The organism is Lysinibacillus fusiformis, assembly GCF_002845985.1.
GTDB classification, from domain to species: Bacteria; Bacillota; Bacilli; order Bacillales_A; family Planococcaceae; genus Lysinibacillus; species Lysinibacillus fusiformis_D.
The window spans coordinates 575,497-589,412 of sequence record NZ_PDFK01000002.1 but is presented as its reverse complement, the minus strand read 5'-3'; the positions used below and the strand labels follow the sequence as shown (position 1 = coordinate 589,412).

Sequence of the window (13,916 nt, the reverse complement as noted above, 5' to 3'; positions counted from 1 at the left end):
TAATGAAAACAAGAAAAAGACTTTTAAAACTTAGTTAAAGTATGATGGCATACTTGTAAAAAGGGTAAAATTATTTTTCTTGTGCTTTTAAGGTTTTCAGCATAAACTAGCTATTTAGAGAGGCGAAATAATGGAGGTCATCATATGCCAAAACGTGTTTGGTTTTTACTTATTGGAATGCTTGTGAACACAACAGGTAACTCTTTTTTATGGCCTTTAAATGCCATATATATGCATGATTATTTAGGGAAAACTTTAGCGATGGCTGGTTTTGTCTTAATGCTCAACTCTGCTGCTGGAGTATTGGGCAATCTATTAGGTGGTTACTTATTTGATAGAATCGGTGGCTATAAGGCGATTATGTTTGGCATCCTGCTAACGATTGCTTCATTAATAGGCTTAACAATTTGGCATGGTTGGCCACATTATGTGTGGTTTTTAACGATACTAGGCTTTAGTGGGGGCATCGTTTTTCCAAGTATGTTCGCATTAGCAGGGGCTGCATGGCCTGAGGGCGGACGAAAAGCCTTTAATGCGATCTATTTGGCACAGAATGTTGGTGTTGCAGTTGGCCCTGCTCTTGCGGGTATAGTGGCTGATTATCAATTTGATTATGTTTTTAAAGTGAATTTAGGCATGTATATTTTATTCTTTTTTATTGCTTTATTTACATTTAAACGTTTAGAGGCAGGCAGTATTGCCCCTAAAAATGTCGTCAGTGAAAGTAAACGAATTGTTAACAAAGCACCATTCTATGCTTTGTTAATTATTAGCGCATCCTCAGTGTTATGTTGGCTTGCATATTCTCAATGGAGTGCTACTATTTCATCCTATACTCAAGATTTAGGCTTAGGGTTAAAGCAATATAGTTTACTTTGGACAATAAATGGTTTGCTTATAGTTGTAGGTCAGCCACTCATTGCACCGCTTGTGAAAAGATGGGAAAACAATTTAAAGCGTCAGCTCGTATTTGGTGTAATTCTGATTGCCCTATCGTTTGGAATCATCGCCTTTGCGAGTGATTTTAAAATGTTTGGAGCCGCGATGCTTGTTTTAACGTTTGGTGAAATGTTCTATACCCCAGCATTACCAACCATCGCGAATCAGCTCGCACCAAAAGGTCGACAAGGATTCTATCAGGGCATTATCAATAGTGCAGCGACAGGTGGTCGGATGATTGGGCCATTATTCGGTGGGATAATGGTGGATCAATTTGGCATGATACCTCTTGTATTAACTTTAGTGGTCGTTGTGCTGTTGGCTATTATTCCATGTTTAACTTATGATTATCCTTTAAAAAAGAATAATATCGTTGCAGATTAATAGTGGGCAAGGAAGAGAGCAAAAACGAGTGATCAGCACTTGGTTTTGCTCTTTTTTTATTGAAGCTATTGAAAAATAATCGATACAGGCTTACAATCATACATATTCAAATATTTGAATATGTAGTAATGTGGAGGGTGTTTTTTATGGAAGAGGGTTTACAACAATTTAAGGCGGATTTTTTTAAAGCATTAGCACATCCGTTACGCATTAGAATACTGGAACTCCTTGTAGAAGGTCAGAAAAGTGTCAATGAGATTCAAGATTGCTTAGAGAAAGAGGGTTCTGCTGTTTCTCAGCAATTAAGTGTATTACGCGCCAAAAATATCGTTTATGGTGTGAAGGAAGGTAAAAAAGTCTACTATTCTTTAAGTGATCCGATGATTGGTGAATTACTTGGGGTGGCAAAGGATATTTTCAATAACCATTTAGTTAACACCATTTCGAGATTAGAGGAAATGACGAGCAATGAAGGTGACGAAGGCAATAAGTAAATCAAAGAAGTTGAAAAATTATGCTTTGCTTATTATTTCGAAGGGAAGATTTATCTATGAAGTCACTGTTTACAGGACGCTTTGAAGGGTATTCTGTTCATCACGTCAAGAAGGATCTATTATCCGGAATTATAGTTGGGATCGTCGCTATTCCACTTGCCATGTCTTTTGCCATTGCATCGGGGGTGAAACCCGAATATGGGATTTATACCGCCTGTATTGCGGGTATTCTTATTTCTCTTTTTGGTGGATCGAAATATCAAATTGGTGGGCCAACTGGGGCGTTTGTACCGATTTTATTAGGAATTGTCATTACCTATGGCTATGAGGATTTATTACTTGCAGGATTAATGGCTGGGATTATGCTTTGCTTAATGGGCATTTTTAAGTTAGGATCTTTAATTAAATTTATTCCTCGCCCTGTAACAGTTGGCTTTACAGCAGGTATAGCAGTTATTATTTTTACAGGTCAAATTGCCAACTTTTTAGGGTTAACAAATGTTAAAAGACATGAGTATTTTATTGCCAATATACAAGAAATTATGAAGCAGCTTGGAACGACCAATATGTATAGTATTTTGACGGCTGTTATCTGTTTTGTGACAATACTGATGACGCCGAAGTTTTTTCCAAAGGTTCCTGGAGCATTAGCAGGTATTGTTGTTTCTACACTTGTGGCCACTTTCCTCTTTACAGGACATGTTGCTACGATCGCGACAGCTTATGGGCAAATTCCGAATTCATTGCCTCATTTTGCTATACCTGATATCACCTTTGAACGCCTACAACTGCTTATTGGACCAGCGTTTGTCATCGCCATGCTAGGGGGCATAGAGTCACTACTATCGGCAGTCGTTGCAGATGGGATGACGAATAGTAAGCATAACAGTAATCGAGAGCTGATTGGTCAAGGAATTGCTAATATCGTGACGCCTTTGTTCGGGGGGATTCCAGCTACAGGTGCTATTGCACGGACTGCAACTAATATTAAAACAGGTGCAGTATCGCCTATGTCAGGTATCATACACGGAGTATTTGTTTTAGTTACATTATTGCTATTAGCACCATATGCGTCTCATATTCCATTAGCAAGTATGGCTCCTGTATTGATGGTTGTAGCCTGGAATATGAGCGAACGACACCATTTCTCACATATTGTGAAATTAAAATCGGGTGACTCGCTAGTGTTATTGATTACCTTTTTATTAACGGTGTTTACAAGTCTCACATTAGCAGTGGAAGTAGGGCTTGTATTAGCTGTGCTATTATTTGCAAAACGCATGAGTGAAAAGCTTGTTGTGACAAAGGTACTCCCAGACCATTCAAACAAAAGTGGGAAGGTACAGCCCCATGTCGTTCACCAGCAGCATGATTGTCCGCAAATTAGCATGTATACAATTGAAGGACCATTGTTCTTTGGAGCTGCTCAAATGTTTGAACAAAAAATTGAAAGCACTTTGCATCAGCAACCAAGAGTTTTGATATTGCGAATGGGGAAAGTGCCCTTTATGGATTCCACTGGTGAAGCATATTTTAGCAATATTATTGAAAACTTTACAGCACAGGGTGGTAAAATCCTGGTAACAGGTGTGCAAGGTGATTTAAAAATAGCTCTTCAGCACAATGGTATTTACGATAAGATTGGAGCGCATCATTTTTATCAGCATACTGGAGAAGCGATTACTAAGGCTCTCGGCTATTTGGACACAAAGAAATGCATCGGATGCCAGCATTTTGCTTTTCATGAATGTAGGGATTTATCAAAATCTAAGGAAGAAAAGGAATTAATTCTTCAGTAATGGGTTAGTCTGTAAACAAAGGCTTGTGCTTTTCAATACTTTCCATTAGAATAAATGCAATATCATGTAAAGACTGTGATGAGGAATAGTAAATTTGTCGTTCTTTTTAGAGAGCTAGCGGCTGGTGGGAGCTAGTAAGAAAGCAAGTTGAACTCGCCTTCTGAGTCTGCCCGCGTGAAACAGCGTGTGTCGTTTCTTCCGCGTTAAGGAAGCTTGAGCCGAGTGTAATCACTAATTTGGGTGGTACCGCGGGAGTACAAATTCTCTCGTCCCTTCTATAAGAAAGGGACGAGTTTTTTTATTTTTTAAATATTTTGTCAATTATGATGAAGAGCAACATGATTCAATCGAAGGAGGAAAAAGAATGAGTTTTAATCATCTACAAATTGAAAAAAAGTGGCAGCAGTATTGGGCTAATAACAAAACATTCAAAACTGAAAATGAAACAGCGAAGCCTAAATTTTTTGCATTAGATATGTTTCCATATCCATCTGGCGCTGGACTGCATGTAGGACATCCAGAAGGATATACAGCGACAGATATTTTATCACGCTTTAAACGTATGCAAGGCTACAATGTATTACATCCAATGGGCTGGGATGCTTTTGGTTTACCAGCTGAGCAATATGCACTCGATACAGGAAATGACCCAGCAGAATTTACAGCTAAAAATATTGCAACTTTTAAACGCCAAATTCAAGAGCTAGGATTCAGTTATGATTGGGATCGCGAAATTAACACGACGGATCCAGAGTATTATAAATGGACACAATGGATTTTTATCCAGCTTTATAAAAAAGGTTTAGCCTATGTGGATGAAGTAGCTGTTAACTGGTGTCCAGCGCTTGGTACGGTATTGGCTAACGAAGAGGTAATTGATGGGAAATCAGAGCGTGGTGGGCATCCAGTAGAACGTCGACCAATGAAACAATGGATGCTTAAAATTACTGCATATGCTGATCGTTTAATCGACGACCTAGAAGAAGTTGATTGGCCAGAATCTATTAAAGATATGCAGCGCAACTGGATTGGTCGTTCAGAAGGGGCAGAAGTAACATTTGCTATTGATGGTTCAGATCAAAACTTCACGGTCTTCACAACACGTCCAGATACATTATTTGGTGCTACATATTGTGTACTTGCGCCTGAACATAAATTGGTAGAACAAATAACGACAGCTGAGCAACGTCAAGCTGTTGAGGCATATTTAGAAAACGTGAAAATGAAATCGGATCTTGAGCGCACAGATTTAGCAAAAGAAAAAACAGGCGTATTCACAGGTGCTTATGCAGTGAATCCGATTAACGGGAAAAAAGCGCCGATTTGGATTGCTGACTATGTGTTAGTGTCTTACGGTACAGGTGCTATTATGGCGGTGCCAGCACATGATGAACGTGACTATGAATTTGCGACTGCATTTGGTTTAGACATCGTTCCTGTACTTGAGGGTGGGGACATTAGCAAAGAAGCATTTACAGGTGATGGTCAACATATTAATTCTGAATTCCTTAATGGTTTAAATAAAGAAGATGGCATTGCGAAAGCAATTGAATGGTTAGAGCAAAAAGGCGTTGGAGAGAAGAAAATTTCTTATCGACTACGTGATTGGCTATTCTCACGTCAGCGTTACTGGGGTGAACCAATTCCAATGATTCATTGGGAAGATGGCACGATCACACCTGTTCCAGAATCAGAATTACCATTAGTGCTTCCAAAAACAGATAATATCCGTCCATCGGGTACTGGTGAATCACCATTAGCTAATATTGCTGAATGGGTGAATGTTGTAGATCCAGAGACAGGCAAAAAGGGTCGCCGTGAAACAAATACAATGCCACAGTGGGCTGGGTCTAGCTGGTACTTCTTACGCTATATCGACCCTACAAATACAGAGGCGATTGCAGATCCAGAGTTACTAAAACGTTGGTTACCAGTAGATATTTATATTGGAGGAGCAGAGCATGCAGTACTGCACTTACTTTACGCTCGCTTCTGGCATAAAGTTCTTTATGATCTAGGTGTTGTTCACACGAAAGAGCCATTCCATAAATTATTTAACCAAGGTATGATTCTTGGTGAAGGTAATGAAAAAATGTCTAAATCGAAAGGTAATGTTGTAAACCCAGATGAAATCATTTCATCACATGGTGCCGATACATTACGTTTGTATGAAATGTTCATGGGACCATTAGAGGCATCTGTTGCATGGTCAACAAATGGTTTAGATGGGGCACGTCGTTTCTTAGATCGTATTTGGCGTCTATTTGTTAATGAAGAAGATGGTGCCATTTCATCAAAAATTCAAGTGTCTAACGATCAAACACTTGAAAAAGCATACCACCAAACAGTGAAAAAAGTGACAGAGGATTACGAAGGTATCCGCTTTAACACAGCTATTTCACAGATGATGGTATTTATCAATGATTGCTATAAAGCTGACGTTATTCCAGCAGAGTATGCGGAAGGCTTTGTTAAAATGCTAGCACCAATGGCGCCGCATATTGCAGAAGAGCTATGGCAGCTATTAGGCCACGATTCAACACTTTCTTACGAGCAATGGCCAACATACGATGAAACGAAGCTTGTGGATGATGAAGTGGAGATTGCTGTGCAAGTGGCTGGTAAAGTCCGTGCAAAAATCGTCGTAGCGAAAGATGCTTCAAAAGAGGATATCGAAAAAGTAGCGCTTGCTGATGAAAAAGTACAAGAATATATGGCAGGAAAAAACCTAGTGAAAATTATCGTTATTCCAAGCAAACTTGTCAATATTGTCGTTAAATAAAGAGACATAAATTAAAATGTACATTACTAAATGAAATTTTAGTGATGTACATTTTTTATTTTTCGTGAAGAGTTTATAGTGGATAATTTAAAAAACTACACTCCATAACTATCGGAGTGCAGTTCAAATGATGATGTTTAAATAATCAATCCAACAATAATAGCTGTTAGGATACTGACAAGTGTGGCTCCGTACAATAACTTTAAGCCAAAACGAGCAACGACATTACCTTGTCTTTCATTCAACCCTTTAACTGCTCCGGAAATAATACCGATGGATGAAAAGTTGGCAAAGGATACAAGGAATACCGAAATAATGCCCAGTGTACGTTCACTCATGGACTCTGAGACGTCGCCAAGGTTGATCATAGCAACAAATTCATTCGTTACTAATTTAGTGGCCATTATTCCACCAGCTGAAACAGCGTCTGCCCATGGGATACCCATTAGGAAAGCTATTGGTGCAAAAATATAGCCTAATATTTCTTGGAAAGAAACACCGATAATCATATCAAACAATGAATTGATTAAATCCATTAATGCTACGAAACCAATTAGCATGGCTCCAACAATGATGGCTACCTTAAAGCCATCCATAATATATTCACCAAGCATTTGGAAGAAAGCTTGCTTCTGCTCATCTTCAATGGTTAAGATATCTTCCTCTTCTTTTACGGTATACGGATTAATGATGGAAACAATTATAAAACCACCAAATAAGTTTAACACAATCGCCGTTACGACATACTTTGGTTCAATCATCGTCATGTACGCGCCAACAACTGACATCGAGACGGTCGACATCGCGGATGCGCATAATGTATACATACGCTGTGGCGCAATCTTATCTAATTGTTTTTTAACTGTAATGAATACTTCCGATTGTCCAACCATTGCGGAAGCAACAGCATTATAGGATTCCAATTTCCCCATTCCACTTACTTTACTCAACAGTAATCCTATCCATTTCATGAAGAAAGGGAGAATTTTAAAATGCTGCAAAATCCCAATTAAGACTGATATAAAGACAATCGGTAATAATACAGCTAGGAAGAACGGAGACTCTCCTTCATTTGCTAATCCACCAAAAACAAATGATATCCCTGCATTTGCGTAAGACAATAAATGATCAAATACTTTGGTGATTCCTTTGATTAAAACAAAACCAATTGTCGTATTGAGTAGTAGAGCTGCCAATAAAAATTGGATGATTAACATCACCACTATATATTTATATTTTATTTCTTTTTTGTTTTTACTCATTAATAAAGCTAGGGCAAAAACAAGTAACAATCCACAAAAGGATATTAAGTATCTCATAAGTTCCTCCATAAGTATGTGTAATAGTTTGTCCTGATGTTCTAAATTCAGAAGAACAGCTAAAGATCTTAATTAGTCAGACGTCAGACAAACAATCTCACTATAACAGTTTTTTTGCTAGTTATTCAATAGATAATAGAAAAAAAGTATGCAACAGGGCATACGAATACGATAAATACAGCTCTATAACAAGAAAAGCTCATGTCAAAACACTTTTTTATTGTGTGAAGTTTTTAAAATTTTATGACCAATGTGTAAATGAAAACGTAGGAAACCAACTAGGGAAGTGAAAGTGTAAGGCGTGTTTGGGAAGTTCTGACCATTGTGGCAAACGTACGAGTGGTGTTATTTAAAGATGCAGAAGAAGGTATTCAGGATGTATTTTTTTACCTAATCATTATTGACGAAAACATAAAAGACATATATTTAGTTAACTACAGACTAATGCCTGACCTCCATATATTTTAGGGTTCAGGCATTTTTTCTATAGTATCGGTCTGAAGCATTAATTGATAAATGCTAGAGATCATAAAGCTAGTTGCTAATCCGTAAAGTGCATTGAAGCTTAGGGCAACGCCAATTCCTATGAGGATAGATAGCAGTATGACAAACCAACTATGTTTATGAATACGGCGATTCGTAAATAAAAGAATTAACATAAACGGCAGTATGGTAATGTGCAGGAACGCGAAAGAATAAATAACCCCTAAAATCGTTAAATTGATAGATAAGAAAAAGGTAAGTAAAATGACCATAAGTCCAGTTAAGTAAAAATAATAGGGTCTTTTCTTCATAAAAAATCGTTTTGTTGCACGCATATCTACAAGCAAGGACGTCACAACGGCTAACAGGACAATGACAAGGAAAGCGAATGTCAAAAACCCAGGCTGTACTTCATATAAGAACGTAAAAATTAGCACTTGAAACTGACCAAAGGAGCCACTGTATAAAGCAATCATTAAAATAGCTGTAAAGGATAATGTTAATAATGCTAAAATCACACCTGATGAAAATAGGCTGCGACGTATTTTTTTTGGCTTGATAAATGCAATTAAATACCATGTTGATTTATCGAAAAGTACTTGTCCTAAAACGGCTAATTGAATAATGACATAGAACAGGAGGATTTCGCTATTTTTAAAATAAAATAAATAAGGGTGGTATAAGCGAATGCCTTCATAAACGGTGCTTGCTCCATTTTGTACAAAGTAGTAAATAGGGATAAAAATAAGTAATGAAAACAGGGCGATGATAAATAAAATTTCTAGCCAAAGTATACTTTTCACAGACATGATGCGATCAAGCAGTAACATACCGGTTAGAAATAAAAAAAGCGTAATGGGTATCGGGATATTTAACATGATTTCAGACAAGACACTAATGCTAATTAATTGAATTAACCAAAGTTCAATGCTTGTCAAAAGGTAAAACAGTCGTATCACTTTTAAATTCATACCACTCAATTTTTGTTGTATGGTAAAGAGTAAAAAGCTTTGTGTATGCTGGTTTTGCTTGTAATTCCTTTTATTTAACAAGGAGCTCACTACAATAAACGAAATAGCTGTTGCTAATGTATAACAAATGCCTGCCATAAAGCCATAAGAAATAAGAGCTGAGGGAGAGGACAATAATAAATTACCGTTAATCCATCTTGCTAAAAGAATGATGACGCCTGCTGCTGTGCTTAAACTTGCAAATGGTACGAGCAATGAATAATTTTTTAACATACTATCAAATACCTTTACTCATTTTAGCGGATTTATATTGACGTGGCGATTGATTATACTTTTTCTTAAAGGCCACACTAAAATAGTGTTGGCTATTAAATCCACAGCTCTCCGCGATTGCAGACATGCTTGCGTCCAGGTTTTCATTTATTTTCTTCACGGCCATTTCGAGGCGGTAATTATTTATATACTCATTAATGCCAATAGACTGCTCCTCCAAAAATTTACGACTTAAGTAGCTTGGATTCAAATGGATCTTTTCTGCAATAATATTTAAACCGAGCTTTTCATAATAGTTTTCATGGATATAGGAAAGCGCACTTTGAATCGCATCATGGTTGGAGCTCCATACTTTATATTTCTCCACAATCGCATCTAATTCACTAGCAATAACAGGTTTTGTAAGATAATCTTTTACCCCGATACGCAATGCTTGCTGGGCATATTCGAAGGTCTGATAAGCAGTTACCATAATGATGTCTATTTCATACATTTCTTTTAATTCCTTGCTTAAAGTGATACCATCTTTCCCAGGCATTTGGATATCCAAAAAGGCGATAGTCATACGGTGTTTTTTAGCTAATTGCAGAGCTTGTGAGGCATCCTGAGCAGTATGGAATGTCCAATTAGGGAAATGCGGTTTTAATAAATAAATCATTTGCTCTAGCTCTAACGGCTCATCATCTGCGATTAAAATATGCATGGTGAGATTCTCCTTTCACATTCAAATTGATAGAAGGGCTAAGCGGGAACGTGAATTGTAACTGTGTAAAACTGTTCATTATTTTGAATCGAAAATAAAACATTTTCGAGACCATAAATAAGCTCAAGCCGTTGTCTAATATTTTCAAGACCATAACCTTGCTGTAATTCATCTTCTAGCTGTTCAATAGCAGTTTCTATCTTTTCTAAAGGCTGTGTATTTTTTATTTCTATTAATAAGATCTTGTCCATTTTTTTAATCGTAATGGATAACTCAGCAGGTCCTATATGCTTTTCAAAGCTATGTTTATATGCATTTTCAATAATGGTCTGCAAAATAAATGGAGGTATTTGTACAGATAGAGCTTCATCATCCATATCCTTATGAATCGTCAAACGATGTCCAAAGCGTAACTGTTGAATATTTAAATAGCTATCCATAAATTGTATCTCGTTCTTTAACGTGATTAAAACCTCATGATTATTGTATTTAAATTTAAAAAACGTTGCTAAGGCCTCAATACCCGCAACCAAATCTTCCTTACGATTGATGCGGGCTAGGCTTAGCAATGAATTTAATGCGTTAAAAAAGAAATGTGGTTGTATTTGCTGATTTAACTGAAGAATATTCGCTCGTTGTAAATCCTGCTTGAGCTCTAAACTTCTCTTTTCTTCCTCAAGGCTATCGATTTGTTTTTCGAAAATAAATATAAAAGTAAGCAGAAAAGCTCCAATAATTGGAGCAATTACACATAGGAGAATATATATGTTGAAGGTTTCTAGTTGTAACATAATGATCTCTCCATTTATTTTATAAGTGTAAGATACATTAAACTAAATTTTCTGCAAAATGGCAAGCTACCTTATGTGTTGCGGTGATTTCTCGTAATGCTGGAACTTCTGCTTTACATTTCTCTGTGGCGAATGGACAACGTGTGTGAAAGCTACAGCCAGTAGGAGGATTAAGAGGTGACGGTAGGTCTCCTTTTAAAATAATGCGCTCCTTGCGATGTTGTTTGTCGATTACTGGAATAGAAGAAAATAATGCTTTTGTATAAGGATGATATGGCTGTGTGAAAAGGGAATGCTTATCAGCAATTTCGACAACCTTTCCAAGATACATGACTATGATACGATCTGAAATATGTCGAACAACACTTAAATCGTGCGAGATAAATAAAAATGTTAAATCTAAATCCCGTTGTAGCTGCTTTAATAAATTTAAAATTTGTGCTTGAATAGAAACGTCTAGCGCAGAAACCGATTCATCACAAATAATAATTTTAGGATTGACTGCAAGAGCTCTTGCAATTCCGATACGTTGACGCTGACCACCAGAAAATTCATGTGGATAGCGCTCTAAGTATTCAGGACGTAATCCAACAAGCGACATTAATTCAATCATGCGTGCCTCTTGTTGTTCAGGTGGTACTATTTTTTGAATAGACATGGCCTCTGTTAACATTTTACGAATGGTTCTTCGTGGGTTAAGGGATGCATACGGATCTTGGAAAATAATTTGGATGTCCTTGCGTGCAGCACGTAGCTCTTTTTTGTTCATATTCACTAAGTTTTTACCAAATAACATTACTTCTCCAGAAGTAGGTTCATCTAATCTTAAAATAGAACGCCCCGTCGTTGATTTTCCGCAGCCAGATTCTCCAACAATGCTAAGTGTTTCACCAGGCATAATGTCAAAGGAAACACCATCCACAGCTTTTACAATTTGCTGAGGACCGAAGAGCTTTTCTTTTTTTAAGGAAAAATGTTGTTTTAAATTATTTACTTGTAATAGTGGCTGTGCTTGCTGCTCTTTTATCATATGGTCATCTCCTCCATAAGTGTTGCTCCCTGCCATTCCTTACTGTACATCCAGCATCTTACTTTTTTCTCGTGCTCCACAGTCATAAGCTCAGGTTGTTGTTCATGACATAAATCTGTAGCAAATGGGCAACGTTCTGCATAACGACAGCCAACCGGATAATTGTATGGACTTGGAACAGTTCCGTGAATAGTAGATAATTCTTCTTGCTCTTCATAGAGCTTTGGTAATGATTGTATTAATCCATTTGTATAGGGGTGTAACGGTTTTTCAAAAAGACTTTCTGTTGTGCCTTCTTCTACAATCTGCCCCGCATACATCACAGCAATTTTATCGCAAATTTCTGCTACAACACCTAGGTCGTGAGTAATGAAAATAATGCTCATGCCTAATTGCTTTTGCAGATTTTGTATAATTTCAATAATTTGAGCCTGAATGGTTACATCAAGTGCCGTTGTAGGTTCGTCTGCAATTAAAACATCGGGTGTACACGCTAATGCCATTGCGATCATAATGCGCTGACGCATCCCACCGCTTAACTGGTACGGCTCCTGCTTCGCTCTTTTTTCTGGTGCAGGAATTCCCACTAGACGGATCATATCGACGGCCTTTTGCCATGCCTCTTTACGTGATAAACCTTGGTGTAAGCGAATAGATTCAGCAATTTGCTCCCCAACGGATAACACAGGATTTAGACTTGTCATAGGCTCTTGGAAAATCATTGATATTTTATTGCCTCGAATTTTGCGTAATTCCTCATCTGATAATTTTAAGATATCTGTATTATTTAAGAAAATCTCACCGTTGATGATTTTACCAGGAGGTGACGGTACTAAACGAAGTAACGATAGGGAGGTCATTGATTTCCCACAACCAGATTCACCAACAATGCCTAGCGTTTCTCCCTTTTGAAGTATAAAGGAAACACCATCCACAGCTTTGGCAACGCCTTCACTCGAATAAAAATAAGTTTGTAAATTTTTTACTTCTAACACGGTATTTTGTTTCATCGCTTTTTCCCTCCCTAGTTTAAATCCATTCGTTTATTAAAAATTCGATATAATATGTCTACGAAAAGATTAATGAAAACAAATATTAATGAGGCTACGAGAACGCCGCCTTGAACAACAGGTATATCTCGTGTACGAATAGCATCTACAATCATTCGTCCTAAGCCGTTGACAGCGAACACAGATTCTACTAATACTGTTCCCCCAAGTAAACTACCAAACTGTAAGCCTACAACTGTAATAACTGGAATTAAGGCATTGCGTAGTGCGTGTTTTAAAATGATAATATAGCCTTTTAAACCTTTCGCCTTCGCTGTTCGAATATAGTCTTGGTTCACAACCTCTAGCATACTAGAGCGAGTCATACGCGCAACGATTGCAGCGCCACCAGCACCTAGTGTGACCGCTGGTAGAATAATATGTTTGGCACTATCCCAACCTGCTACAGGAAGCCAGTGTAGCTGTACAGAGAAAACATACATCAATAAAATACCTAACCAAAAACTTGGTAGGGAAATCCCTAATAAGGCGACAATCATTAGTCCAACATCCATAAACGAATATGGACGGATTGCTGAGATGATGCCGGCAATCAACCCCAAAATAATAGTGATTAAAATACTATAAAAGGCTAGCTCAATTGTAATTGGTAAACGTGCAGTAATTTCCTCAAATACAGGTTGTTTATTTTTTAACGAATGCCCCATATCTCCCTGTACAAGATTTTTAATATAATCTGTATATTGGATAGCTAATGGTTTATTAAGCCCTAAATTTTCACGTAATTCTTCAACCGTTTCTTGAGAAGCTCCTTCTCCTGCTAAAATAATGGCGGGATCACCGGGGATCATTTGCATAATTAAAAAAACAACAAGCGTTACACCAAGGGTCACAGGAATAATTTGAGCGAGCCGTTTTATGATAAATAATGTCATGTG

The 13,916-nt window shown here is 37.4% G+C and carries 11 protein-coding genes and 1 other annotated feature; of the genes, 4 read left to right on the top strand and 7 right to left on the bottom strand.

Annotation, left to right across the window (positions count from 1 at the left end; translation table 11 throughout):
• Positions 1–144: 144 nt before the first annotated feature.
• The 4 genes from CRI88_RS08790 to leuS all read left to right on the top strand — a co-directional run bounded on the left by CRI88_RS08790 (position 145) and on the right by leuS (position 6,398).
• Positions 145–1,323 carry an MDR family MFS transporter gene (locus CRI88_RS08790; RefSeq protein WP_036118761.1) on the top strand — a complete coding sequence of 393 codons (1,179 nt, stop codon included), beginning with the start codon at positions 145–147 and terminating at the stop codon, positions 1,321–1,323.
• Between the two features lie 146 nt (positions 1,324–1,469).
• Positions 1,470–1,817, top strand: coding sequence for an ArsR/SmtB family transcription factor (locus CRI88_RS08785; RefSeq protein WP_036118762.1), 348 nt, complete (start codon positions 1,470–1,472; stop codon positions 1,815–1,817).
• A 56-nt stretch (positions 1,818–1,873) separates the two neighbouring features.
• A complete protein-coding gene (locus CRI88_RS08780; protein WP_058845049.1) occupies positions 1,874–3,616 on the top strand; it encodes a SulP family inorganic anion transporter in 1,743 nt (580 codons plus the stop codon).
• Positions 3,617–3,682: 66 nt separating this feature from the next.
• Positions 3,683–3,893: a binding site (T-box leader), on the top strand.
• A gap of 87 nt (positions 3,894–3,980) precedes the next feature.
• Positions 3,981–6,398, top strand: a complete 2,418-nt coding sequence (gene leuS, locus CRI88_RS08775) for a leucine--tRNA ligase (RefSeq protein ID WP_058845050.1) — start codon at positions 3,981–3,983, stop codon at positions 6,396–6,398.
• Positions 6,399–6,535: 137 nt separating this feature from the next.
• Here the strand turns inward: leuS and CRI88_RS08770 are convergent, their stop codons facing one another.
• From CRI88_RS08770 to nikB, 7 genes are all read right to left on the bottom strand, one after another.
• Positions 6,536–7,717, bottom strand: coding sequence for a NupC/NupG family nucleoside CNT transporter (locus CRI88_RS08770; protein ID WP_036118765.1), 1,182 nt, complete (start codon positions 7,715–7,717; stop codon positions 6,536–6,538).
• A 464-nt stretch (positions 7,718–8,181) separates the two neighbouring features.
• Entirely contained in the window at positions 8,182–9,444 is a 1,263-nt protein-coding gene (locus tag CRI88_RS08765) for a hypothetical protein (RefSeq protein WP_058845051.1), read from the bottom strand.
• A 4-nt stretch (positions 9,445–9,448) separates the two neighbouring features.
• The gene (locus tag CRI88_RS08760; RefSeq protein ID WP_036118767.1) at positions 9,449–10,147 is read right to left on the bottom strand and encodes a response regulator transcription factor; all 699 of its coding nucleotides are present in this window, start codon (positions 10,145–10,147) and stop codon (positions 9,449–9,451) included.
• A 38-nt stretch (positions 10,148–10,185) separates the two neighbouring features.
• Positions 10,186–10,938 (bottom strand): sensor histidine kinase, encoded by a 753-nt coding sequence (locus CRI88_RS08755; RefSeq protein ID WP_058845052.1) that lies wholly within the window; start codon positions 10,936–10,938, stop codon positions 10,186–10,188.
• Positions 10,939–10,975: 37 nt separating this feature from the next.
• A complete protein-coding gene (locus CRI88_RS08750) occupies positions 10,976–11,968 on the bottom strand; it encodes an ABC transporter ATP-binding protein (RefSeq protein WP_058845053.1) in 993 nt (330 codons plus the stop codon).
• The gene (locus CRI88_RS08745; protein WP_058845054.1) at positions 11,965–12,978 is read right to left on the bottom strand and encodes an ABC transporter ATP-binding protein; all 1,014 of its coding nucleotides are present in this window, start codon (positions 12,976–12,978) and stop codon (positions 11,965–11,967) included. The genes CRI88_RS08750 and CRI88_RS08745 overlap by 4 nt, the downstream gene beginning before the upstream one ends.
• Before the next feature lie 14 nt (positions 12,979–12,992).
• A complete protein-coding gene (gene nikB, locus CRI88_RS08740; protein WP_036118771.1) occupies positions 12,993–13,913 on the bottom strand; it encodes a nickel ABC transporter permease in 921 nt (306 codons plus the stop codon).
• Positions 13,914–13,916: the final 3 nt, after the last annotated feature.

Bases quoted from the DNA above. Each gene is read 5' to 3' on its own strand.
- CRI88_RS08790 (WP_036118761.1), top strand. From the start codon at position 145: ATGCCAAAACGTGTTTGGTTTTTACTTATTGGAATGCTTGTGAACACA.
- CRI88_RS08785 (WP_036118762.1), top strand. From the start codon at position 1,470: ATGGAAGAGGGTTTACAACAATTTAAGGCGGATTTTTTTAAAGCATTA.
- CRI88_RS08780 (WP_058845049.1), top strand. From the start codon at position 1,874: ATGAAGTCACTGTTTACAGGACGCTTTGAAGGGTATTCTGTTCATCAC.
- leuS (WP_058845050.1), top strand. From the start codon at position 3,981: ATGAGTTTTAATCATCTACAAATTGAAAAAAAGTGGCAGCAGTATTGG.
- CRI88_RS08770 (WP_036118765.1), bottom strand. From the start codon at position 7,717: ATGAGATACTTAATATCCTTTTGTGGATTGTTACTTGTTTTTGCCCTA.
- CRI88_RS08765 (WP_058845051.1), bottom strand. From the start codon at position 9,444: ATGTTAAAAAATTATTCATTGCTCGTACCATTTGCAAGTTTAAGCACA.
- CRI88_RS08760 (WP_036118767.1), bottom strand. From the start codon at position 10,147: ATGCATATTTTAATCGCAGATGATGAGCCGTTAGAGCTAGAGCAAATG.
- CRI88_RS08755 (WP_058845052.1), bottom strand. From the start codon at position 10,938: ATGTTACAACTAGAAACCTTCAACATATATATTCTCCTATGTGTAATT.
- CRI88_RS08750 (WP_058845053.1), bottom strand. From the start codon at position 11,968: ATGATAAAAGAGCAGCAAGCACAGCCACTATTACAAGTAAATAATTTA.
- CRI88_RS08745 (WP_058845054.1), bottom strand. From the start codon at position 12,978: ATGAAACAAAATACCGTGTTAGAAGTAAAAAATTTACAAACTTATTTT.
- nikB (WP_036118771.1), bottom strand. From the start codon at position 13,913: ATGACATTATTTATCATAAAACGGCTCGCTCAAATTATTCCTGTGACC.